This window comes from Roseateles aquae, from assembly GCF_032337115.1.
Classification (GTDB): Bacteria; Pseudomonadota; Gammaproteobacteria; order Burkholderiales; family Burkholderiaceae_C; genus Roseateles_C; species Roseateles_C aquae.
The window spans coordinates 514,216-537,136 of record NZ_JAVXZY010000001.1; the positions used below are offsets into that span (position 1 = coordinate 514,216).

A 22,921-nucleotide genomic window follows, 5' to 3' on the forward strand; every position below is an offset into this window, starting at 1 on the left:
ACGCGCTTTTTTGATTCATCCGTTTGCAGTACCTCCGACGATGAACCTGCATGGCTTTCTGCCCAGCCTGCTCGAAGGCGCCTGGCTGACGCTCAGCGTGGCGCTGTCTTCCATGGCGCTGGCCATGCTGCTGGGCCTGGCCGGCGCGCTGGCCAAACTCTCGCGCTGGCGCCTGGCGCGTGGCCTGGCCCATCTCTACACCACGCTGATACGCGGCGTGCCCGATCTGGTGCTGATGCTGCTGGTGTTCTATGGTGGCCAGGTCGCGCTGAACAATCTGCTGCAACGCCTGGGCCATGAAGAGGGTTTCAATGTCGATCCCTTTATGGCCGGTGTGCTGACGATTGGTTTCATCTTCGGCGCCTACCTGACCGAGGCCTTCCGCGGTGCCTTTCTGGCCGTGCCGCCGGGCCAGCGCGAGGCCGGCATGGCCTTCGGCATGAGCCCGGCGCAAATCGTCTGGCGCATCACGCTGCCGCAGATGTTCCGCCATGTGCTGCCGGGCCTGTCCAACAACTGGCTGGTGCTGATCAAGAGCACCGCCATCGTCTCGGTGATCGGCCTGCACGACCTGATGACGCGCGGTGCGCAGGCCGCCGGCACCACCAAGGAGCCCTTTGTGTTCTACACCGCGGTGGCCCTGATCTATCTGGTCTTCACCAGCCTGTCCGAACTGCTGTTCGCCTGGGCCCAGCGCCGGCTCGCGATCGGCGTGCGCGGCAATCAAATCTGACGCTGGAGCGACGATGGATTTCGACATCATCCGCGACAACCTGCCCATCTATCTGGACGGCGCGCTGACCACCGCCAAGCTCTTGCTGATCTCGATACTGCTGGGCCTCGCCTGCGCCATTCCGCTCGCCGTGGCGCGGGTGCAGCGCAATCGCTGGATCTCCGGCCCGGTCTGGCTCTACACCTATGTGTTCCGCGGCACGCCGATGCTGGTGCAGCTGTTCCTGATCTATTACGGGCTGGCCCAGTTCGAGTGGATGCAGAACAGCGCGCTGTGGCCCTATTTCAGCTCGGCCTGGTTCTGCGCCTGCCTGACCTTTGTGCTGAACACCTGCGCCTACACGATCGAAATCATCGCCGGCAGCATCCGTGCGCTGCCGGCCGGCGAGATCGAGGCGGCGCGCGCGCTGGGCATGAGCCGCTGGGTGATGTTCCGTCGCATCGTGCTGCCCTCGGCGCTGCGCCGCTCGCTGCCAGCCTACAGCAATGAGGTGATCTTCATGCTGCACGGCACCTCGCTGGCCAGCATCGTCACCATCGCCGACCTCACCGGCGCCGCGCGCCAGGTCAACTCCAGCTACTACATGCCCTTCGAAGCCTTCATCACCGCCGGTGTCTTCTACTTCGCAATGACACTGACGCTGGTGGGCCTGTTTCACAAGGCCGAAGCCCGCTGGCTCAAGCCGCTGATGCCGCGCTGAATCTTTCTGTTGCCGATCATGCAAGTCCAAAGACATCTGCTTCTCTCCCCTGCTCCGGGCACCCAGCGCGAGCTGGTCTCGCTGCATTACGGCCAGCCCGGCAGTGGCCTCAAGGTCTATATCCAGGCCTCGCTGCATGCCGATGAACTGCCCGGCATGCTGACCGCCCACCACCTGCGCCAGCATTTCGACCGCCTGGAGGCCGAGGGCCGCATCCAGGGTGAAATCATCCTGGTGCCCATGGCCAACCCGATCGGCCTGTCGCAATGGCTGCTACAGGGCTCGCAAGGCCGTTTCGAGCTGAACTCGGGCGAGAACTTCAACCGCCACTACCCCGACCAGATCGAGGCCGCCGCGCAGGCCGCCGAGGCCGAACTGAGTGCCGATGCCGCCAGCAATGTGCGCGTGCTGCGCCGCGAGCTGAAGAAGGCCGTCGCCGCCCAGCCGGTCGACACCGAGCTGCAATCGCTGCGCCGCACGCTGATGACGCTCTCCTGCGATGCCGATGTCGTGCTGGACCTGCATTGCGACGGCCAGGCCGTCATGCATCTCTACACCGAAACGCCCTGCTGGCCCGCTTGCGAGCCGCTGGCCCGCCACATCGGCGCCCGCGTCACCCTGCTGGCCACCGACTCCGGCGACAACCCCTTTGACGAAGCCTGTTCCCAGGTCTGGTGGAAGTGGGCAAAGCGCTTCGCCGGCCGCTTCCCGATTCCGCAGGCCTGCCTGGCGGTCACCGTTGAGCTGCGCGGCCAGGCCGATGTCGAGCATGAGCTGGCCGCTGCGGATGCCCAGGGCATCGTCAACTACCTGGCCTGGCGCGGCCTGATTCAGGGCGAGAACCCGGCGCTGCCCGAACCCGTCGGCGATGCCCGGCCGCTGGCCGGCAGCATGCCGGTGAAAAGCCCGACGGCCGGCGTGCTCACCTTTGTGCGCCCGGTCGGTGAAATGGTCCGCGAGGGCGATGTGCTGGCCCATGTGATCGATCCCATCAGCGCCGAATGCACCGAGCTGAAGAGTCCCGTCGATGGCCTGTTCTTCGCTCGCGACACGCTGCGCTTTGCCACCGCCGGCGCCCGTATCGCCAAGGTGGCGGGCCTCGACGCCCGCCGTACCGGCAAACTGCTGGGAGCACGTTGATGAACAGCCCCAGCAAGGACATCAGCGGCGCAGGCGCCGCCCCGATCAGCAGCCTGAAGGTCGAAGACCTGCACAAGCGCTACGGTGAGCGCGAGGTGCTCAAGGGCGTGTCGTTGGCCGCCAACAAGGGCGATGTGGTCACCTTGATCGGCTCCAGCGGCTCGGGCAAGAGCACCTTTCTGCGCTGCCTGAATCTGCTGGAGCAGCCCTATCAGGGCCGGCTGTGGCTGCGCGGTGAGGAACTCAAGCTGATCCCCGATCGCGACGGCAGCCTGAAGGCCGCCGACACGCACCAGCTGCAGCTCTGGCGGGCCCGCCTGGCCATGGTGTTCCAGAACTTCAACCTCTGGGGGCACCGCACTGTGCTGGAGAACGTCACCGAGGCGCCCATCCATGTGCTGGGTGTGCCCAAGGCCGAGGCGATCGAAAAGGCCGAGGCGCTGCTGGCGCGGGTGGGCGTGGCCCACCGCAAGAGCGTCTACCCGGCCCAGCTCTCCGGTGGGGAACAGCAGCGCGTGGCCATCGCCCGCGCGCTGGCCGTTGAACCCGAGGTGATGCTGTTCGATGAGCCCACCTCGGCACTGGACCCTGAGCTGGTGGGCGAAGTGCTCAAGGTGATGCGCGACCTCGCCGCCGAGGGGCGCACGATGATCGTCGTCACCCACGAGATGGGCTTTGCCCGCGAGGTGTCGAACTACACCATGTTCCTGCACCAGGGCCGCGTCGAAGAACAAGGCCATCCGCGCGAAGTCTTGCTGAAGCCGCAGAGCGAGCGGCTGCAGGCCTTTCTGAGTGGCGGGCTGAAGTAGGGCCTGGCACTCAGACCCGCTGCCAGTGCATCACCCAGTTCTGTGCCCAGCTGCGCCCGCCGTCGCTGGACACGGCCTGGCGCCAGCGGCAGGACCGCGCATCGATGCGGTCCCAGACACCCAGCGCGATCTCTCGCTGCCCTGCCACATTCGCATCACCGTCCTCGGCCCAGAACAGGCCCACGCCCTGCTCGAAGCTGCCCTGCAGGCCCGGCGTCGTCAGCACGCCGCTGCGACCGCTGACCCAGAAGTCGCCCCAGCGCTCCGTTTCGCGCTCCAACAGGCGCAAACCCATGCCGCTGAACTGGCGCGCCGGGATGCGCAGCTCTTCGACACTGCCGGCGCCATCCAGAATCGTCCAGCAACGCGCCTCACCCTCGAAGCGATCCCATTGCGTGGCGCCAGGCGGGAGCCGCCAGTTCTGTATGCGCCACTGGCCCGCAAGAAAGTCGAAATCGCCGGGACGGCCCGGGCTCGGTCGCTGTGGCAGTGGCGGTATCGCGTCCAGCAGCGGTGCGTTGGAATCAGTCGCTGCGCCAGCCTCGGCGCTCACGCTGCCCAGCAGTCCGCTGGCCGCTGCGGCCTGTAGCAATGCACGTCTTTGCTCATCCACGGTGTGCTCCTTCGGTCGAATCGGGATTGGGTGTCAGCGTCGCTTGCCGGGCAGACAGCGCCTGCAAAGTCAGACACAAAGGCGGCAGATGGCATAAGGCAGTCAGCCTCTCTTCTGTCGCCGGTATCGCAGGCGGTATCGCCTCCGTCCATCGCTGCAGGCTGAGCACGCAGGGCCCGCGTCGCACCCGGCGCTGGCCAGCCAGGGCCAGCGCCACGGGGCAATCGAGTAACAGCGCGTAGCCTGGATCCCGCGCTGAGTCCTCCAGCGCCTGCAGCACTGCCGCTCTTCGTGCCGCCCGCGGGCGCCACAAGCGCAAGACATAGCGGCTGGCGCTGGCATCCAAGGCTTGGTCCAGGCACCCGCCATGCAGCCGCAGCAGCCGCGCCTCACGGGTATCGGCCAGCAAGGCATTGCAGGCCTGGCCATGCTGGCGCCACACCGCACCGCCATAAAAGCGTTCCAGCACCGCTGGCCGCGCCGCGGGGGTGTCAAACGCCCGCAGCCAGACCCAGAGATCGGGCTGTTCCTGCGCGGCAAAGCTGCCCAGGATCCGCGCCCCAGCCTGCGCATAAGCCGGCCTGAAATGGTGCTCGAACATCGCCATCATTGCGTCACGCTGGCCGGGCCGGCAGCGGTACTGACGCAGCTCGATCAGCGCGGCACCCATGGCAGGAACTCCATCGTCCAGTTGGTCTCCCAGCTGTGGCCGTCGTCGGCAGAGAAGGCCTGCTCCCAGCGCGGCGCCTGGCCAGGTGTTGCGAACCAGAGGAAGCGCACCCGTATCGGCCGGCCCTCGAACTGATCCTCTGCATAGAACTGCCCCACGCCAGCCTCGAAGCGTCCGCGCATCGGTGAATCGAGCCGACCCGGTGCGCGGCCGTCCAACCACCAAATCGACCACAGACCGCTGGTCGGGTCATAGCTGCGCAGCGTGACGGCACGATAGGCACCCTCGGGCAGGTCCAGCCAGTTGTCGTCAATATTGCCCAGGCCGCCGAGCAGCGGCCGCGCTGAGCTGCGGCCGTCAAACTGCTGCCACTCCAGGCAGCCGGCCAGGCGGCGCTTGAGCCGGCGGTGCCGCACCGTCCATTCGCCGAAGAAGAAATCAAAATCGCCTGGCGACTGCGCGGCCCTGGTGAGCGGATCGATGGCGTCGGCGGGCGTGGCGCCTTCAGGCTTGTTGGCGAGGCTGTTGCTGGTGGACATGAGGTTTCCTTGGCGCTTGATCAAAGACTGCAGCCAGCCGCCATCAAGGTATAGAAGGCGGCTGGCTGCTCCATGCCTGGCATCTTGCGCGCCCATACCTGACATCCAATGTCATCTATGATCCGACGATGCGTTCCAGCCGCCTGCTTGGTCTTTTGATGCTGCTGCAATGGCGCGGCCGCATGGCGGCGCCTGCATTGGCACGCGAGTTCGAGGTCACGGTGCGGACGATCTATCGCGATGTCGATGCGCTCAGCGCCGCCGGCGTGCCCATCTATGCCGAGCGCGGCGCCCAGGGAGGCATCGCGCTGCATGAGGGCTGGCGCACCCAGGTGACCGGGCTGAGCGCCGACGAGGCCGGCAGCCTGCCGCTGCTGGGTCTGGGCAGTGCCGCCCGCGAACTGGGGCTGGGCGACGCCGCGCTGGCCGCCCAGCTCAAGCTGATGGCCAGCCTGCCGCCCGATGCCGGCGCCAGCGCCCAGCGCATGGCCGAGCGCTTTCATATCGACCCGCTGCCCTGGTACCAGCGCGCCGAGTCACCGCCCTGGCTGCCCCAGCTGGCCACCGCCGTGCTGCAGAGCCGTTGCGTGCGGATTCACTATCAGAGCTGGAAAGCCAGGCGCTGGCAGACGCTGGCACCGCTGGGCCTGGTGCTCAAGGGCGGGCTTTGGTATCTGGTGGCGCTGCGCGTGCACGATGCTGAGGCAGACGCCAAGCTAGCGGCCAAGGCAGAGCAGCCGCGCAATTACCGCGTCTCCAGCATTGCCGCGCTGGAAGTTCTGGAGCGCGCCTTCAAGCGCCCGCGCCGTTTCGCGCTGGCCCAGCACTGGCCCGCCGCTGTGGCGAGCTTTGAGCAGGGCCTGCTGGCCGGCCAGGCACGGGTGCGCATCAGCGAACTGGGTTGCCAGATCCTGCGCGCCCAAAACGCGATCGCCGCCGAGCACTTCAGCGCCTCCTGCGCGCCCAGCGAAACCGCCGGCTGGTTCGAGGGCGGGCTACCGATCGAAGGCATCGACCAGGCGGCGCGCCAGCTGCTGGCCCTAGGTGCCGAGGTGAAGGTCTTGAGCCCGCGAGCCTTGCAGCAGCGCCTGCTCCAGGAAGCCCACGCCGTGCTCACGCACTACGCGGGCGATGCCACGAACTAGCGGCTCAGAACCAAGCCGGGATCAGCGTCAAACCCGCTATCCACGGGCCAGCAGTTCTGCTCGGCGATCCCACTGCGCACCGTGGCCGCAGGCGCGGCAGCCACCGGCACCTGGCGGGGATCAAGCGCCTTGGCGGCGTAGTCCTGCAGCGCTTCGAGATGGGCCCGCTGCACCCGGTCGCCGCTGCCGGCAGCACGTGCGGCGAACAGGCCACGCAAGTCCTTCAGCTCGGCCCGCAGGGCGGCGCGGCCATTGTCCAGGCCTGGCCCGTTCAGCCGCTCGGCCAGCAGTTCCAGATAGCTCAGCTGCAGCGCACGACGCACCGGGTCGGCACGGCCCTTCGTTGCCTGAGCGAGCAGGTGCTCGCCATAGATGGCCTGACGCAGATCGAGCAGCAGTTCGTCGAATCGGTAGGCCTTCTCACCCAACTGCACTTCCTGGGCCTGCAGTCGGGCACTGCGGCCCGCATCGATCAGGGCCCGCAGCAAGGCGACCTGCACGCCGCGGACATTGCGCGCCGGCTCTGAGGGGCGCAGCCGCTCGATGATGCTGGGCTCCAGCAGCCACTGCGGCGTCGTGAACACCTGTTCGGACAGGAACTTCACCGCGCGCTGCTGGCGCTCGCGCGGCGCCGGCGTGAAGATGGCCCCGGGCTGGTCGCTGTGCAGATTGCGCGTGCTGTAGCCACCGACGATGGCCAGCACATGGCCCATCTCGGTGGCCCATTGCGTGCCGGTCGCGCGGTAGAGCTCTTCAAGCAGACGATCGTCGCGGCCGTCCTTCTTGACCATGCCCGGCAACATCTTGATGGTGCGCTTGAGGTTCTTCACCCCGAGGCCGCTGGCCACCACGGCATCGGCGTCGCCAACCGCCTCGGTGTTTTCGCCATAGTCTGCGCCCTCGGCCTTGGGCGAGCTGAAGCGCAGCCAGGGCTTGTCATCCTGCTGGCGGGCCCAGCGGTTCAGTGTCGGCCGCTCCTCTTCCGGTGTCTTGGCCTCGGGGATGGGCGTGTAGCCCCATTGGGTGGCGAAGATGTCGTAGGGGCCGATCTTGGGAATCAAGAGCGCCGGATCGATCTTGTCCTCGGGCTGCACCAGATAGTTGAAACGGCTGTAGTCCATCAGCGTTGCCACATGGCCCATCTCCTTGAGCCACTGCGCATCGCGCAGCTTTTCGACCGGATACAGCGAGCTGGACTTCATATTGTGCGGAAAACCCAGCGAATGGCCGACCTCGTGCGTCACCACATAAGCCACCAACTCGCCCATCAAATCATCCGGCAGCGGCAGGCTTTGCGCGCGCGGATCGACGGCACCCACCTGCGTCACGTACCAGTTGCGCTGCAGCTGCATGATGTTGTGATACATCACGATATTGGCGTTCAGGATCTCGCCGCTGCGCGGATCGCTGAGGTGTGGGCCATAGGCATTGGGAATGGGTGACGGCACCCAGCGGATGATGCTGTAGCGCACATCCTCGGGGTCGAATTCGGGGTCTTCTTCCTTGCTCGGGAAGGGCCGGGCCTGGATCGCGTTCTTGAAGCCGGCGGCCTGGAAGGCCACGTTCCAGGCTTCGACGCCCTTCTTGATGAAGGGCACCAGCGCCGTCGGTGTGGCACGGTCGATGTACCAGACCACCGGCTTGATGGGCTCGCTAAGCGCCGCCTCAGGCTCCTTCTTCTCCAGCCGCCAGCGGGTGATGAAGCGCTGGCGCTTGCTCTCGTGCTCGTCGCTGCCGAAGTCCACCTGCGAGACGCTGAAGAAACCGACGCGGTCGTCCATCAGCCGCGCCCTCATCGGCTGCTCGGGCAGCTTGACCAGGCTGTAGGCCACATTGACGCTGCCGCTGCGCCCCGGCGCCGGTGGTGGCGCCAGTACACCCGGAATGGGCGGCAGCGGCGGCGTCGGCGCCGCCATCAGGTTGTAGGTATGCACGGCATCAACCCGCACACTGCCGGCAAAGGCCTTGCTCTGTTCGACATAGCTGCGCGAGCCATCGAGCCCGACGCCGCGCACGACCTGGCGGGCGGTGAAATCACCCACCTCGCTGGTGAACAGCCGGCTGACCTCGACCACCGGCGCGCCCTCCTTGGACAGCGCCTCGACCGGGAAGCTGGCCAGGATGGTGTCGCGCTGCGAACCCTGCACCGCCGGCGCAATCGGCCGGCTCGGATCGCTGACGTAGGCATGCGAGACGGACTGGAACAGCAGGCGGTTGTGTCTCAGCGTGAAGCGCACAACGTTCTCGTTGATCGTGCGGCCGACGTGATCTGCACCTTCCGGCACCGCGGTAGCGGTGGCCACCATCAGCAAAGGCTGGTCAAGCAGCTCCTTCGGGATCTCAAAATACAGCCTGTTCTTGAGCGTGTGCAGGCGGATCAGACCGTTCTGGGTCTTGGCCTCCGTCGTGATCACCTTGTCATAGGGCTTCAGCTCACTGGCCGGCTCGGGTGCAGTCGCCGGTGCCGGGGCGCCACCGGCAGTCGGCGCGGCCTTGGCCGGTGTGTCCTGGCCCGGCTTGCTTGGCGAGGCCGTGGCCGCAAGACCGTAGGCCGGGCTGAGCGCAAACAGCAGCGCAAGCACATGGCCGGCCAGGTGGCGACTTGAGAAAGTGTTCGTCATGGTCAATCCGCAAGATTTGAAGCCGAATGATCGCATTCGGCGCGGCACGGTCTTTTCACCCGGCGGCGCCAGTGCAGGAAGATGGGACAAACGCCGGCCGCCGCCGATGATAGGCGGGGCCGGAGGCCGCACGCGAAAGTCATCGCCAGGGGAGCAACAGTCGTGAAGCGCTTGCCACTGGCCCTACACTGAGATGCCGCGTCATTTGCGCGGCCCTGCTTGCCCAGGTTCGGCAGATTCCCACGCTCATTCATGCTGCAAGCAATCGCTCCCGAGCTCTGGCATGTCCAGCATGCCTTCAAGACCGCCAGCTTCACGATCTCTTCCCGAATGACGGTGGTACGGCTGCGCGACGGCAGCCTGTGGCTGCACTCCCCCGTGCCCATCAATGCCGAGCTGCAGGCCGAGCTGGCTGCTTTGGGCCCGGTGCGCTATCTGGTGGCGCCGAACAAGGTCCATCACCTGTTTCTGGGCGAAGCGATGGCCCTCTACCCCGAGGCCGAGGTCTGGGTGGCGCCGGGCCTGCCGGCCAAGCGCAAGGACCTCCAAGGCCTGCGCGAGCTGGGCCCGGACTCCGAACCCGCCTGGCGCGAGGAGCTAGACCAGATCCGCTTTGGCGGCATACCGCAGGGCAATGAGGTGGTCTGGTTCCACCGCAGCACCGCCACGCTGATACTCACCGATCTCTGCCAGTGCTGGACCGGCGATCTGCCCAAGCGGGTGGCCCTCTACGCCTGGCTGACGGGCGTGCGCAAGCGCCTCAATGTGCCGCGCAGCGTGCGCCTCTTGGTGCGTGACCGCCAGGCCGCCCGCCACAGCGCCAAGAAGGTGCTGCAGTGGCCCTTTATGCGCGTGGTGCTGGCGCATGACTGCATCATCGAGCGCGACGCCCACAGTGCCGTGGCGGCCGCGTTTCACTGCTTCGAATAAGGCGCAGCCGCGGCCTCATTCGTAGACCGATTTTTCAGGCCGCCGCGTGATCACCGCAATCGGCGGCGCCCAGCGTTCGCCGCGCGGCTTCTTGCTGGTCACCAGCGTGATCTCCGAAGGCTCGAACACCTCGACGTTGTGGGTAATCGGCGTGGTCAGCAGGTACTGCGCCCGCGTCGAGCGCAGGAAATGGCCGACCAGCTGGATATTGCGCACATCGAGGTGGGCAAAGGGCTCGTCGATAAAGACAAAGCCGCCCGGCGAGTCGTCATCCTTCATCAGGCCAACGAGCAGGATCAGGCTCTTGAGCACCTGTTGGCCGCCTGAGGCCTCGCCGTCGTTCAGGCCGACATCGCCCTTGCCATCGAAGTTGAACTTGACCGACAGGCCGGCCTGGGCCAGCACCATATCGTCATTGTCCAGATGCGGCAGCTCGGCCAGCGCGGTGACACCGGCCAGTTCGCCGAGTTCGGCCACGTTCTTCTTGTAGCGCCGCACGGTGGCACGCAAGACATCGATATAGCGCTCGCGGGCATTGAAGGCGGCGATGCGCGCCATCTCGTTGCTGGCGCGGCGATCATCGAGCTGGGTGCTTTGCTCCAGCACCGACATATGCATGCGCGCATGGCGTTCCTGCACCTGCGGATCGGTCTCCCAGGTACCGTTGGCCAGGCCGGTATCGAGCTCCTGCTGCAGATGTCGCATCGCAATCTCGGCCTGCTTGGCGTTCTCGAACTCGTCGCGCAGTGCCTGCAGACGCTGCGGCTGCACCCAGCTGGCCGGGAACTTGCCCCGCGCTTCGCGTGAGCTTTGCGCCGCCAGGGTCAGGTCTTGCCGCTTGGCCGCCCATTCGCGCTGCACGCGCGACACATTGTCTTCGCCGGCCTTCAGGCTTTCCTTGGCTGCCTCGTAGTCGCGCTCGCTGCGAGTCGCCTGGGTCAGCGCGCGGTCGTGTTCCTGGTCCAGCGCGCCCATGCGGGTCGAGGCTTCGACGCGCGCCTGGCGCAGCGCCGCCAGCCGGGCCCGGCCCTGCGCAAACTCGTCGGCGCGCTCGCCCAGCTCCTGGGCCGCCTTGTGGCCCTGCGCAGCACGCTGCACATCCTTCAGCTGGCGCTCGACCTCGGCCTGCTCCTTGGCGATGCGCGACAGCTCGCCGTCGTAGCGGGCCAGCTCTTTCTCCAGCGCGGCGCGGCGTGAATCCAGCGCGGCGACGCCGAACTGGAACTCGCGCGCCTCGACCCACAGGCTGCGGCCACCACGGCCGTCGCGGTAGTAGGCGTCGGGGGTGATCCATTCGCCGCCGGCCTGGGCCCCAGCCTCGGTGTCCTTGACGCAGCGTATCCCGCCCAGCTGGCGCAAGAGCCAGCCCGGCAGCTTGGCATTGAGGCTGAGCTTGGACAGCAGCGAATCCTTGGGCGCCACGGCGGGCGCGTTCTCGGCGTCGCCGACCACGTAATGCCGGTAGCGCTCCTTGGCCGCCAGGCCGAAGGCGCGGCCTTCATCGCCCGAGCGCTGCAGCACCACCACCCAGCGCGAGGGGCGCAGAAAGCCTTCGGCGGCGGCGCGCCAGGCCTCGTCGGCGATGTCGATGCAGTCGGCCAGCACATGATGGGCGATGCCGGCTTCGTCCAGCGCGCGGCGGAAGCGCGTCACCTCGGGCGGCGGCGGCGGCAGGCGCTGGCCGCTCAGGGCCTCCATCGCCGCCTGGGCCTTGCGCGACTGGTCGTTGGCCCGCGTGTAGCTCTCGCGCAGGCTGTGTTGACGGCCGCTGAGCTCCTGCAGGCGCTCGGCCAGTTCCTGGGCATCGGCCTCAACGGCGGCCAGCGCACGCAGCTCTTCCTCGCGCTTGGCCAGCAGCTCGATCGGGCGCTCGGCCTCGCGGGCCGCATCGAAATCGCGTCGTGCCTGCTTGCGCTGCTCGTCCAGCTCGCTCAGCTTGTGGCGCGCCGCCTGATGGGCCTCGAACAGCGCATGCAGCTGCTGGCGCCGGGCAGCCATCTGGCGGTGATCGGTGGCGGCAAACAGGCGCTGGCGATGCAGTTCGCGCAGTGCCTGCGCGGTGCGCTGGCGCGACTCGCTCCACTGCAGCACCGGCAGCACCTCGGTGGCCAGGCGCTCGCGCTCCTTCAGCCGCAGCTGGTACTGCTGGTAGCTGTTGACGCGATTGGCCAGGTCCGACAGCTGGGCCTGGGTGTGCGAGAGCTCGTGCGTGCTCTGCTCCACCTCCTTGAGCAGCTGTTGCTGGTGGCTGCGTGCCTGGTCATAGCGGTCCAGCACCTCCTGGTCGCCAAAGACCTCGAACACCAGGCGCAGCAACTCCTTCGCACTGAGTTCGCAGAGCCGGTCGGTCTGGCCCTGCTCCAGCGCCAGCACACGGCCAATCGCGCGGGTCAGGCCAGCGGCTTCCAGGCGGCGTTTCCAGGCCTCGATGCCCAGCCAGTCTTTCTCGGGCCGCGTGGCCAGCGCCTCGATCTCATGGACACCGTCGACCATGATGTAGCGGCGCTGCCAGTCGCCGCCATGGCGTTCGATCCGGCAGGCCAGCGTCACCTGGTCGGCATAGAGCAGCGAGCTGGCGAAGGGGCGGCTGGAGTTCTGGCGGCCGCGCGGCTTGTTGTCGACCAGCGCACGTAGCCAGGCCGTCTCGGCGTTAGCGTGGCGGGCATAGGTCTTGTAGGTGCGCCCACCCGAGCATTCCAACCCCAGCAGCGTGCGCATCGCGTCGAGCAGCGTCGTCTTGCCCGAGCCATTCGGGCCGGCGATGGTGATGATGGCGCCGTCCAGCGGCATCGAGACGCGGCGGCAGTAATCCCAGTGCAGCAGTTCCAGCGATTGCAGGTGAAACATCAGGCCTGATCCTCTTTGTTCTGTGCTTCTTGTTGTTCTTCTGATGCGGCCGCTGCGCTGGGCAGGGCCGGCGTGGCGTCGAGCTCGTCCTGCACGGCCAGACCATGGTCCAGCTCAGCGGCGTCCTCACTTGCCTCCTCGGGCTGGCGCAGCCGCGCCAGCGCCGGGGCGGCCAAGGGGTCGGTGCTGCGGGCCAGCACATCGGCCAGCGCGCCGTCGAGAATGCGCGGCGCCAGCGTGTCGTAGTCCAGCAGCAGATCCAGCAGCGGGCCCTCGGCGATGTCTTCGCCACGGCGGGTGATGAAGCCATTGCGCTCGAGCAGCTTCAGATTGGCGTCCAGCCGCATCTTCTTGCCCAGCTGATTGCCGAAGTCGGCCAGCAGGCTGCGGTAGGACAGCGTTGGCGCCACACTGGCGGCCAGCGGCAGCGGTTTGTCGGTGGCAAACATCTCGCCCTGCCCCGGCTCGGCCGCGTCGGCACGCGCCACCTGGCGCTGGCGCTTGGGCAGCACGATCAGCGACCACAACACCACCAAGAGCGCCACGCCGTCACGCGGCAGGTCGAGGTTGTTGTTGGCCGCCAGACCGGTTTCGCCGAACACCGCCACCTCGGCCGGCCGCAGCATGGCCACGCTGATGTGATCGGCGTAGACGTTGTCGACCACACGCAGGCCCACCGCGGCCAGGCGTTCGCCCAGCGCCGTCCACAGCTCTGTATCGATCAGCGCGCGGCGCACCAGCGGGTGGTTGCGCGGCAGCCAACGGCGCGCGAGTAGCTGTGCCGCCAACAGCGCGGCATCGTCTTGGGGTTTGCTCATGCTTGGGATTCGGAATCTTCGCTAGGTTCGGGGGCGCTGGTCGAGCGCAGCACGCCGCGGCTCATCCAGGCCACATGCTCGTCGTCAACCTCGCCCTGCTCGGCGGTCCAGTGCACCCGCCAGGGTTGGCGCGCCATATCGCCGGTGGCGCCTTGCAAATGCTGGGCCTGGGCATCGCCCAAGAGCGGCAGCAGCTGAGCGCGGTAGGCAGCACGGGCATAGCTGCCGCCCAGCACCGCAGGGCTCAGGTCCTGCTCGACCTCGCCCTGCTCGGTCCAACGCGTCAGCAGTTGCTGCAACAGCCCCATCTCGGGCGGCAGGCTGAGCACGGCCAGTTGGCCCGGCGGCGCCGCCACGCCTTCGGGCAGCGGCTCCATCTCCTTGGGCCGCGGGCGATCGCGCTCGAACTCGGCCTCGGCCATGTCCAGCAGCTCATGCTGGGCCACAAAGACCGGATGCACCGGCCGCGACAGTGCGCCCAGCGACAGGTTCTCGAGGAAATGCACACCCTGCAGCCAGCGCCGCACATCGGTGGTGGTGATGCCGGTCGAGCCCAGCGTGACCCGTTGGCGGTCGGCCTGCTGCAGCGCGCGATTGAACTGGCTGGCCATGGCGAGCAGTCGCGCCACCGCCAGACCGAGCTCGCGGGCCAGCCTTTCCAGCCGGGCATTGCCCAGTTCCTCGGCCTCGCGAATGATGGCGCTCAGCGCCTCGCTGGCACGGTCAACCAGCTTCAGCGCCCGCTCGAAACGCTGGCGGGCGCGGCGCAGATGGAACTCACTGCCGCTGGCAATCGCATCGGCGAATTCGTCGTACAGCCGAGACAGCTGGGCCTGCAGATGGTGCAGCTGGGCCGGGTCCAGCGTGCCCAGCTGATGGGCACCGGTGACGTTGGCCAGCAAGGTGGCCAGATCGGCGTCCTGCTCGCCGGCGCGGGTCAGCGGCGACAAGAGGCCGATCAGCTGCTGAGCCAGCGGCGTGACGCTGTAGTCCTGATTGCTGCCATCCCAGGCCAGCAGTTGGGCCTCGCGCAGGCGCTTGAGCACCAGCTCCAAGGCCTCGTCGCGCAGCGCATGGAAATGGCGGTTCAGCGTGTCGCGCGACACCCGCGACTCCGGCATCGCCATCAGCTCCATGAACACCCAGACGCGCAGCCGCACCAGTGCCGCCGGGCCATGAAACAGCGCGCGCAAGGCGGCCAGCTGGGCCTCGTTGCGCTCCAGCTGCCACCACAGCAAGGCTTCGCCGGGCGCGGCGCCTTCGCGGAAATAGTCTTCGAATCGTTCGGAGGGGGACGCGTCCTGCAGATCGTCCTGCACAGCGTCCGCGGGGGATGCGGTCATCCGGCGATTATCCCAGGCGCCAGCCCCGCTTTTGCGGCCGGGCAACGATTCGCGGCCAAAGTCACAGCCACGGACGCCCTGTCAGACCATGCAGTCGAAAAGCCGGTGACGACTCGTTACGATCAGGCATCTGATACCGCCCCGCTCCATGGACGACACCGAACAAGACGCGCTGACCGCTGCCACCACCGACCGCGAGGATCGCCGCCCCATCACCGACCCGGCCCTGGCCAAGTTGGCCGAGGCACTCACCCTGGCCTGGCGCAACAAACTGACCCTGGACGACAGCCGCTGGGCCGCCACGCTGCGCCATGCCGATGAGGCCGCGCTGGTGCAGCAGGCGGTGGTTGCCGCCCTTGATGGCGACCCGGTGCCCAGCGCCTGGAAGTCCGGCGGCCCGGCGCGCGATCTGGCCCAGCTGAACCACGCCCCGCTGCCGCTGGCCGGCATTCGCATGGCCCAGGGCCATGAGGTGCTGGACCTGCGCGACTGCTGGCTGCCCTGCGGCGGTGTCGAAGCCGAAATCGCGCTGCGCCTGGCCCATGATGTGACGCCCGAGCAGGCCGCCCTGCTGCTGCCCGGCGAGGGGCAGGACTTGATTGACGGCATGGCCGTGGCCATCGAGCTGGTCGCCTCGCGCTGGCAAAGCGGCAGTGACGCCCCCGATTTGCTGCGCGCCGCCGATCTGCATTCGCATGGAGCGCTGGCGCTGGGCCCCTGGCAGAACTGGCCCGGCGAGGCGCTGGATTGGTCGCGCCAGGCTTGCAGCCTGCAGTTCGAGAGCCAGGCCGCCGTGCAGCGCGTGGGCAGCCATTCGCTGCGTGATCCCAGCTGGCTGCTGGCCGGCTGGTTGCGCCACGCCACCCGCGACGGCCAGACGGTGCACGCCGGCACCGTGGTCACCACCGGCTCCTGGGTCGGCACCTTGCCGCTGCGCCGGCGCGAGCGGCTCTGCGTCAGCTTTGTCGGCCTGGGCGCACTGACGCTGCAGCTCTGACGCTGCAGCTCTCACGTTCAGCGCGATGGCAGCGGCCGCCAGAGCAGGCGTGCTTGCGGCCCGTAGCTGGCCAGCTTGGCCGCCAGAAGCGGTGTCAATGGCTGCAGCTCGGCAAAGCCCTGGCGCTGCCAGAACGGCAGCGAGGCCTGCACGGCAATCAACACGATGCTGCTGAGCTGCTGAGCGGCCGCCACCTGCTCCAGCCGCGCCAGCAGGGCCGCAGCCACGCCCAGCGTGCGAGCCACCGGCGCCACGGCCATATCGTGCAGATACAGCCACTCGGCCTGCCGCGGCACCGATATCTGCTGCGCATCCAGTGCCGGCAACTGCCCGGCATCGACGGCCACGCTGAACACATAGGCCAATGCCTCGACGTCGCACTCACTCCCACACTTGCCCACGGCCAGCCAGCAGCCTTGCGGCGTGGCCTGCAGCTTGGCGGCAAAGGCCTGGCGGGATTCATGAAAGCCAGGCTGATAACAGGCTGACTGAATGGCCAGCACCGCGTCGAGATCGGCCTCCAGCAAGGGGCGCAGCTCAAACATGGCGAAGGACTTCGTGCAGCAGCCGGCTGCCCAGCGGGGTGAACAGCAGCGTGAAGGCCAGGATGTTCAGCGCCACCGTCAGCCAGAAGCGCCGCCTGAAGGGCTGCTTGACGCTCTTGTGCCGCAGCAGTTGCTGGGCCAGCAGCGCGCCGGGCCAGCCGCAGGCCAGCGCCAGCCCGTGCAGCGTGCCCTCAGCCACCCGCCAGCCATTCTTCTGCGCCGCCCGCTTGTCGCCGGCATAGACGATGAAGGTGGCCAGGCTCATCGCCACATAGACGCCCCACAGCGCATTGGGCACTGGCCAGGCCAGCGCACACAGCAGCACCAGGCTGGCAAAGGCCGGAATCAGCCAAAGCACGGCGTCACCGCTGCCGCCAGCTGAGGGCGCCCCCGTCGTCTTGCTCGCTGCCCGGCCCACCGTGCTGGGCGCCGGCTTGGGCTCCAGGCTCTGCACCTTCAGCGCGCGGGCCTTGCCCTGGGCATCGCGGCCCGGCTCGTAGCTCAGCCGCTCGCCAACAAAAGGCCGCCGCGCGCGCAGGCCAAAGGCCTTGGCGTGGACGAATATCCGGCCGCCTTCGCCTTCGGGCTGGATGAAGCCATAACCCTTGGCCTCATCCCATTGAACCAGCTGACCCTTGATACGCATGATGGGGCGGCACTGTGCCACAAAAGAAAAAAGGCTCGCTGTGAGGCGAGCCTTTTGTTGCTGCAGGCACCAGGCGATCAGGCCCAGCGCTGCCGCTCAATCAACGGCCAATCAACGACCAAAGCCGCCGCGACGCGGGCCTTGCGGCGCGCCGCCGGGGCGCTTGCCCGGGCCGCCGGCCGGGCCACGACGCTCACCGCCGAAACCACGATCGCCGCCACGGTCGCCACCGTCACGGGCAGCGTGGAAGGGCTTGCCGCCAAAGCCAGGCTTGGCGCCGAAGGCCGGCTTGTCGCCACGCGGGGCGAATGCAGGCTTGTCACCACGCGGGGCAAAGCCACGGTCCTGGGCCGGACGGTCAAAGCTGCGCTCGCCGCCGCGGTCGAAACCACGGTCGCCACGGTCAAAGCCACGATCGGCACCGCGATCACCAAACGGCTTGCGGTCGCTGAAGCCACGGCTGTCGGCCGGGGCGCCAAAGTCGCGCGCACCCTGCTGGCCGACGTCACGGCCAAAGGCCTTGCCGCCGCCATCGCGGTTGAACGAGGGCTTGAAGCCATCGCGTTGGAAAGGCTTGCTGCCGAAGCCCTTGTTGAAGCCGCTCTTGTTGGCATAACCCTGGCGCGGGCCACGGTCTTCAAAGCCACGCTCACCGGCCGGACGCGGCGGGAAGATGCGCGGTTCCTGGGTCTTGGGCTCCAGGCCGGCGATCTGCGCCACCGGGATCTGCTGGGTGGTGAACTGCTGGATGCGGCGGATCATCGACACATCGTCACGCACGGCCAGCGTCACCGCCAGGCCTTCGCGGCCAGCGCGGCCGGTACGGCCGATGCGGTGCACATAGTCCTCGGCCTTCATCGGCAGACCGTAGTTGATCACGTGGGTGATGGTCGGCACGTCGATGCCGCGGGCGGCCACATCGGTGGCCACCAGCACGCGCAGCTCGCGACGGCGCAGTGCCATCAGCGTACGGTTGCGGCGACCTTGCGGCATGCCGCCGTGCAGCGCAGCCACGGCGTGACCGATCTCCTGCAGACGCTCAGCCAGCCAGTCAGCATCACGCTGGGTGCTGGTGAAGACAACCGCCTGGTCCAGATCGCGTTCGGCCAGGATGGCTTCCAGCAGCTGGTCCTTGTGGTTGTTGTTGTCGGCCCAGTGGATGCGCTGGGTGATGTTCTCGTGCGTGTCGGTGTGCGAAGCGACATCGATGCGCAGCGGGTCGTTCAGCAGATCATGGGCCAGGCGGCCGACGTGACCGGCAAAGGTCGCGCTGTACATGACGGTCTGACGGGTCTTGGGGATGTAGTCGGCGACGGTCTTGATGTCGTCGATGAAGCCCATGTCCAGCATGCGGTCGGCTTCGTCCAGCACCAGCATCTCAACGTTTTCCAGCACGCACTTGCCGGTGGACAGGTGATCCAGCAGACGGCCAGGCGTCGCGATCAGGATGTCCAGCGGGCCGGTCAGCTGACGGATCTGCAGCGGGTAAGGCATGCCGCCCAGCACGGTGGCGATCTTCAGGCCCGGCACAAAGCGGCCGTAGGTCTGAGCGGCCTTGGAGACCTGCATCGCCAGCTCACGGGTCGGTGCCAGCACCAGCACCTTGGGACCGTAGATCTTGCCCTTTTCGCGGCGGGCGTTGTTCTCGCCACGAGCGGCCAGGATCTTCTCCAGCGCGGGCAGGATGAAGGAAGCCGTCTTGCCCGAACCGGTGCGCGACGACACCATCAAATCCTTGCCGGCCAGACCTTGCGGAATCGCCTGGGCTTGCACCTCGGTGGCGGTTTCATAGCCGGAATCTTTGACAGCGCGCAGCAGCAGTTCGTTCAGGCCCAGATTTTCAAAAGACATCGTTTTCTTTCAACAAAGCCCTGCCCTGCCCGTGCCGGAGCACGAAGCCGAAAGCAGGTCTTGCCGCGCCGCAAAAATCAGGCGAGGCAAACACAGTAAGTCGCTGGGAGACAAGCTCGCGTCGCACACCTGGGCTTTGAAGAGCATCTTCAGCGAGGAAGATGGCATGCCATGCGCATGCAGCCGGTGCGGCGTCGGGGGAACAGTCGTGAGCGACGGCATCGCCGCCGACCGAACCCGAGGGTGTTCAGCGCTTCATTGCGCACCGAGCTTTCGGTGGCGATGGCCTGAACGAGGTCAGAGGAGACGTACGAATCGCTGCATCTTCAAGACCTGACTCTCGGAAGGTTTTCAGCACCTCAAACCCTTCTGGGTTCTTGATCTGCGCTTCCGGTGGAGGCATGCATCTTTTGCAGCGAAGCCGCGACTATAGCACGCTAGGGTTTTCACTGGCAAGTTTCTGCAGGCACCGCGGCTTGTGACTTTCTGCCTGTATCAGGCCAGAACATACACTCCGGTTCACGGTCGACAGTTCACCGAGGCCTTGCCGCACGATCAAGTCGTGAGCTAAACCTGTCGCATGCCTGTAGATCAGGCGCTGCCTTTGTGGGTCACGTGGAAGATCTCGTGCCGCCCTGGCTGCAAGCCGGCAAGCCCAGCCGCTGTTGTGACGACAGCTTGAATGGCCATGCACGAGCAATCGGAGTCAGCTCCCATGTCCCGTGATTTGATTGCCTGCCCGGTGCAGGACCTCTCCGCCTTCACCAAGGCGCTGCGCAGCGAGCTGAAGCAGCACCTGCTGACGCAAAGCCCCGCGGCGGCCGAACCGCCCTCGCACCTGGCACTGATGAATATGGTGGCGCGCGCCGCCGGCCATCGCAATGTGCAGGCCCTGAAGGCAGTGCCCGCAGCTCCGGTTGGAACCAAACGCCCGCTTCTGGTCACCATGCCGGCGCCCGCACACGGCCCGCGTCAGCCGGCCTTGAGCGACAACGCCGACCGCGCCCTGCGCCAGTTCGACGAACAGGGCCGGCTGATGCGCTGGCCGAGCAAGTACAGCATCCAGCGGCTGACCCTCTGGGGGCTGTGGATGGCGTTTGATGGCAAGCGCAGCTACCGCGAGGCCGAGGTCAACGAGATCCTCAAACGCTGGCACAGCTTTGGCGACCACTGCACGCTGCGCCGCGAGCTGATCAATATGAAGCTGCTCTCACGCAGTGCCGACAGCGCCGTCTACCGCAAGCAGGCCGCCCGCCCCGATGAAGAGGTGACGGCCTTGCTGGGCCTGCTCAGGGCGCGTCAGCAGCAGGGCTGAGCCACTTCAGCACCGCGGCCAGCGCCGTCATCAAGCCCTGCAGCGCCTCGGCCTGCAGGAAAGGCATGGCGGCCACCTCAAAGTCCAGCGTGGCGGCGGGCCAGTTGGCCGACGCGCCCGCGCCTGACTGCGCCTGCAGCAGGGCTTCGTCGAGACTGCCGCTCGCCAGCATCTGCCAGCCCGGCAGCCCGCGTGCAGCACCAGCGACGCGCTGCAGGCGAGCAGCGCGTTGGGCCGGGTTCCAGGGCAGATCGGCATGGACGACGGCGACGTCGTCCAGCACCAGATCGAGCCCGGCGCAAGCGGCATCGCTGGCCAGCAGGATTTGCGCGTCTTCGCCCTGCCAGGCGGCCAGTTCCTGCTCGCGCACCTCCAGGCTCTGGTGGCGGCGCAGATTGGCCACCGGCAGGCCCTGGCTGGCCAGGGCTGCGTTGAGCACGCTCAGGCTGGCGTCCTGCTGGGCAAACACCACCAGCTTGTTGGCCTGGGCCGGCAGGATCTGCGGCAGCAGCGCCAGCAGGGCCTCGGCCTTGGCCGCACAGGCCGCATCGCCAACGGCCTGCTGGCGCAGCTGGGCCAGTGCCTGCAGCAGCTGCAGCTGATCGCTGGCGCTGAGGAAGCCCAGCGTCTGCCAGCGTACTTGCAGGGCCTGCAGCTGACTCAGCGCAGCAGCGTCCAGCGCAAGACCTGGCACCGCCACTGGCAGCAGCGTCTCGAAACTCAAGGGCAGGCTGTCCAGCAGATCACGTTTGCGGCGGCTCAGCATCACCGTGGCCAGCAGCTCACGCTGCCGGCGCTTGGCCGCTTGCCGCCCCTCGCTGCGCCAGGCGGCCCAGGGGCCGCGGCGCGCGCTGTCCAGCCAGTCGACCAGCTCGCCCAGCAGCGGCTCGCCGAGCAGCTCACGGTCGGCCAGCAGCAGCAGGGCCGGCGCATCCAGCGGCCGCAGCGAGGCGACCTCGCTGAGCTGCTGCACCGCATCGACGATCAGGAGCTTGGCCCCGGCCGCGCTTTCCAGCGTGGCCGGCGTCAACAGCTCCAGGCCCTCGGGCCAGCCGCCAAGCAAGCGGTCCGCCTCCTCGCGCCAGGCGGGGTGGCGGTCCAGCGGCGCCAGCAGGCTGATCTTGCGCAGACCAAACTGCTGCTGCCACAGCTGCAGCGCGGCCAGCGCCGTGGCGCGTTGCGAAAGACCCAGATCGTCGGCAATCAGCGCCCGGCCGGCACAGACGGCGAACAAGGCGGCTTCCCACTGATGTGGATACAGCGGCTGGCGCAGGCTGGCCTGCAGCGCAGCCTCGGCAGGGCCGTGCGGGAATTGCGCTTCCAGGCGCAGCACACGTTGCATCGTGTCGGCGCCATGGGCCAGCTGCGTCCAGACGGCGGCGTCCACACGCAGCTCATGGCCGGCCTCGGCGGCCAGTTGCAGCCAGTGGCCGAAATCGACCTGACGTTCAGCGCTGAGCCCTTCGGCGGGCAGCTCGGCCGACAGTGCCTGCAAGGCCTCGGGTGCGGTGCTGCCGGCGCGCAGCAGCAGGCGGCGCTCGGCACCGGCACTGAGCCAGACCTCGCTGTGCAGCGGCGCAAAGCCGCGCTGCAGCTGCGCGCGCTGCGCTTCACCTTGCACGGCCAGCGTGGCCAGCAGTTCCTCGCTGTGCGCGCAGCGGCCCTCGTCGCTGGCGGCAAAAGCCGCGCAGCTGCAGTGGTAGTAGCCCGGTGCGGCGCCGCGCAGCGTGATGCTGACCGTCTCATCGCCCTCCAGTGCCTGAAGCGTGTAGCCGCCAAACAGACCGGCGCCGCCGACCTTGCTGTGGCGGAATCGCGCGGGTGCAGGCGGGGCAACGGGCGCTTCAGGTAGCGGCTTCAGTACTGGCGCTGCGGGCAAGGCTGCCGCGGGCAGTTCGGCTTCAGCAGCCTCGGTGACTTCATCCACCGCGTCGATGGACGGGCTGCGCTCTTCAACTGGCTGCACCTGGTGATCACGGCCGCGACCACGGCGGCGATTCCTGGCGGCGGGCCGCTGCTCGGCGGCAGCTTCGCTGCTGAGGGCGGGCGTCTCCGCCGCCTTGTCGTCATCGACGGGCTCGGCCACGAGGTCAGCCACCGTCTCGGCGCGAACGGGCGCGATGACGGCCTGGCTGTGACCACCGCGACGCTGCTCGCGCAAGCGCTCTCGCCTGGCGGCAATGCTTTCGGTCGGCGCTGCGCGCTGTGCCCCCGCAGGCTCGGCAACGACAGGTTCAGCGTCAGATATCGGCGTTGCCGGCACGTCCGCGAGCGTTGGGCTGGCCGGCACGGGCTCGGCCGCAGCGCGCCTGCCTTTGGAGCGGCTGGGCTTGGCAATTTCAGCGGGCGCCTCCGATGGAGCCAGCTCGACTTCCGGCACAAGGGCTTCGGTCTGAACAGGCTTGGCCGCCGCCTTCTTGCCGGCAGCACGCTTGCGCGCCGGGGCTACGCCCGGCGCTGTTGCTTCGGTTGGCTCTGCAAGCGCAGGCGGCGAAACGGGCGTCGGCTCGGCAACTGCCTTGGCCGCACGCGGCTTGCGCTTGGCCGTGGCTGGCGCCGCAGCGGCGGATGCGCTGGCGGGCGCGGAATCAGCGCTCAGCGCCTCGGCGGCTGCGCCGGCGCGGGACTTCTTGCTTGTGGCCATGATGTCTCGAATCTA

Annotated in this window: 19 protein-coding genes; 8 read left to right on the plus strand and 11 right to left on the minus strand. The window is 67.7% G+C overall.

The window, feature by feature from the left end:
- The first annotated feature begins 40 nt into the window (after positions 1 to 40).
- The 4 genes from RQP53_RS02250 to RQP53_RS02265 are packed head-to-tail and all read left to right on the plus strand — an operon-like array spanning position 41 to position 3,382.
- Positions 41 to 733, plus strand: a complete 693-nt coding sequence (locus tag RQP53_RS02250; protein WP_315648376.1) for an ABC transporter permease — start codon at positions 41 to 43, stop codon at positions 731 to 733.
- A gap of 13 nt (positions 734 to 746) precedes the next feature.
- Positions 747 to 1,433, plus strand: coding sequence for an ABC transporter permease (locus RQP53_RS02255; RefSeq protein ID WP_315648378.1), 687 nt, complete (start codon positions 747 to 749; stop codon positions 1,431 to 1,433).
- Positions 1,434 to 1,451: 18 nt separating this feature from the next.
- Positions 1,452 to 2,573, plus strand: a complete 1,122-nt coding sequence (locus RQP53_RS02260; RefSeq protein ID WP_315648380.1) for a succinylglutamate desuccinylase/aspartoacylase family protein — start codon at positions 1,452 to 1,454, stop codon at positions 2,571 to 2,573.
- Positions 2,573 to 3,382: an ABC transporter ATP-binding protein gene (locus RQP53_RS02265; protein ID WP_315648382.1), complete on the plus strand. Its 810-nt coding sequence runs from the start codon at positions 2,573 to 2,575 to the stop codon at positions 3,380 to 3,382. Before RQP53_RS02260 ends, RQP53_RS02265 begins: the two co-directional genes overlap by 1 nt.
- Before the next feature lie 10 nt (positions 3,383 to 3,392).
- Here RQP53_RS02265 and RQP53_RS02270 read toward each other — a convergent pair whose 3' ends face one another.
- Genes RQP53_RS02270 through RQP53_RS02280 form a run of 3 tightly spaced genes read right to left on the minus strand, consistent with a single transcriptional unit; the run spans position 3,393 to position 5,204 of the window.
- Positions 3,393 to 3,995 carry a hypothetical protein gene (locus tag RQP53_RS02270; RefSeq protein WP_315648383.1) on the minus strand — a complete coding sequence of 201 codons (603 nt, stop codon included), beginning with the start codon at positions 3,993 to 3,995 and terminating at the stop codon, positions 3,393 to 3,395.
- Positions 3,988 to 4,665, minus strand: a complete 678-nt coding sequence (locus RQP53_RS02275; RefSeq protein WP_315648385.1) for an NIPSNAP family protein — start codon at positions 4,663 to 4,665, stop codon at positions 3,988 to 3,990. The genes RQP53_RS02270 and RQP53_RS02275 overlap by 8 nt, the downstream gene beginning before the upstream one ends.
- Positions 4,650 to 5,204 (minus strand): DUF1579 domain-containing protein, encoded by a 555-nt coding sequence (locus RQP53_RS02280; RefSeq protein WP_315648387.1) that lies wholly within the window; start codon positions 5,202 to 5,204, stop codon positions 4,650 to 4,652. The genes RQP53_RS02275 and RQP53_RS02280 overlap by 16 nt, the downstream gene beginning before the upstream one ends.
- A 128-nt stretch (positions 5,205 to 5,332) precedes the next feature.
- Here RQP53_RS02280 and RQP53_RS02285 point away from each other — a divergent pair, with 128 nt between their 5' ends.
- Complete coding sequence (locus RQP53_RS02285; protein WP_315648388.1) at positions 5,333 to 6,349, plus strand: helix-turn-helix transcriptional regulator; 1,017 nt, start codon at positions 5,333 to 5,335, stop codon at positions 6,347 to 6,349.
- Here the strand turns inward: RQP53_RS02285 and RQP53_RS02290 are convergent.
- A complete protein-coding gene (locus RQP53_RS02290; RefSeq protein ID WP_315648389.1) occupies positions 6,346 to 8,970 on the minus strand; it encodes a zinc-dependent metalloprotease in 2,625 nt (874 codons plus the stop codon). The genes RQP53_RS02285 and RQP53_RS02290 overlap by 4 nt on opposite strands.
- A gap of 252 nt (positions 8,971 to 9,222) precedes the next feature.
- Here RQP53_RS02290 and RQP53_RS02295 point away from each other — a divergent pair, with 252 nt between their 5' ends.
- Positions 9,223 to 9,900 (plus strand): DUF4336 domain-containing protein, encoded by a 678-nt coding sequence (locus RQP53_RS02295; RefSeq protein ID WP_315648391.1) that lies wholly within the window; start codon positions 9,223 to 9,225, stop codon positions 9,898 to 9,900.
- Between the two features lie 15 nt (positions 9,901 to 9,915).
- On the opposite strand, the gene RQP53_RS02300 is transcribed toward RQP53_RS02295, so the two are convergent.
- The 3 genes from RQP53_RS02300 to RQP53_RS02310 are packed head-to-tail and all read right to left on the minus strand — an operon-like array spanning position 9,916 to position 14,908.
- Positions 9,916 to 12,747 (minus strand): ATP-binding protein, encoded by a 2,832-nt coding sequence (locus RQP53_RS02300; protein WP_315648393.1) that lies wholly within the window; start codon positions 12,745 to 12,747, stop codon positions 9,916 to 9,918.
- The gene (locus RQP53_RS02305) at positions 12,747 to 13,565 is read right to left on the minus strand and encodes a hypothetical protein (RefSeq protein WP_315648395.1); all 819 of its coding nucleotides are present in this window, start codon (positions 13,563 to 13,565) and stop codon (positions 12,747 to 12,749) included. The genes RQP53_RS02300 and RQP53_RS02305 overlap by 1 nt, the downstream gene beginning before the upstream one ends.
- Positions 13,562 to 14,908 carry a hypothetical protein gene (locus tag RQP53_RS02310; RefSeq protein WP_315648396.1) on the minus strand — a complete coding sequence of 449 codons (1,347 nt, stop codon included), beginning with the start codon at positions 14,906 to 14,908 and terminating at the stop codon, positions 13,562 to 13,564. The genes RQP53_RS02305 and RQP53_RS02310 overlap by 4 nt, the downstream gene beginning before the upstream one ends.
- 148 nt (positions 14,909 to 15,056) lie before the next feature.
- Here RQP53_RS02310 and RQP53_RS02315 point away from each other — a divergent pair, with 148 nt between their 5' ends.
- Positions 15,057 to 15,905, plus strand: coding sequence for a fumarylacetoacetate hydrolase family protein (locus RQP53_RS02315; protein WP_315648397.1), 849 nt, complete (start codon positions 15,057 to 15,059; stop codon positions 15,903 to 15,905).
- A 17-nt stretch (positions 15,906 to 15,922) separates the two neighbouring features.
- Here RQP53_RS02315 and RQP53_RS02320 read toward each other — a convergent pair whose 3' ends face one another.
- The 3 genes from RQP53_RS02320 to RQP53_RS02330 form a co-directional block, all read right to left on the minus strand.
- On the minus strand, positions 15,923 to 16,450 hold the full coding sequence (locus tag RQP53_RS02320; RefSeq protein WP_315648398.1) for a GNAT family N-acetyltransferase: 528 nt from the start codon (positions 16,448 to 16,450) through the stop codon (positions 15,923 to 15,925).
- On the minus strand, positions 16,443 to 17,096 hold the full coding sequence (locus RQP53_RS02325; protein WP_315648400.1) for a DUF1294 domain-containing protein: 654 nt from the start codon (positions 17,094 to 17,096) through the stop codon (positions 16,443 to 16,445). Before RQP53_RS02325 ends, RQP53_RS02320 begins: the two co-directional genes overlap by 8 nt.
- Positions 17,097 to 17,207: 111 nt before the next feature.
- The gene (locus RQP53_RS02330; protein ID WP_315648401.1) at positions 17,208 to 18,947 is read right to left on the minus strand and encodes a DEAD/DEAH box helicase; all 1,740 of its coding nucleotides are present in this window, start codon (positions 18,945 to 18,947) and stop codon (positions 17,208 to 17,210) included.
- A gap of 715 nt (positions 18,948 to 19,662) precedes the next feature.
- Here RQP53_RS02330 and RQP53_RS02335 point away from each other — a divergent pair.
- Positions 19,663 to 20,262: a DUF2087 domain-containing protein gene (locus RQP53_RS02335; RefSeq protein WP_315648402.1), complete on the plus strand. Its 600-nt coding sequence runs from the start codon at positions 19,663 to 19,665 to the stop codon at positions 20,260 to 20,262.
- On the opposite strand, the gene RQP53_RS02340 is transcribed toward RQP53_RS02335, so the two are convergent.
- Positions 20,237 to 22,906, minus strand: a complete 2,670-nt coding sequence (locus RQP53_RS02340) for a helicase-related protein (protein WP_315648403.1) — start codon at positions 22,904 to 22,906, stop codon at positions 20,237 to 20,239. The genes RQP53_RS02335 and RQP53_RS02340 overlap by 26 nt on opposite strands.
- Positions 22,907 to 22,921 lie beyond the last annotated feature (15 nt).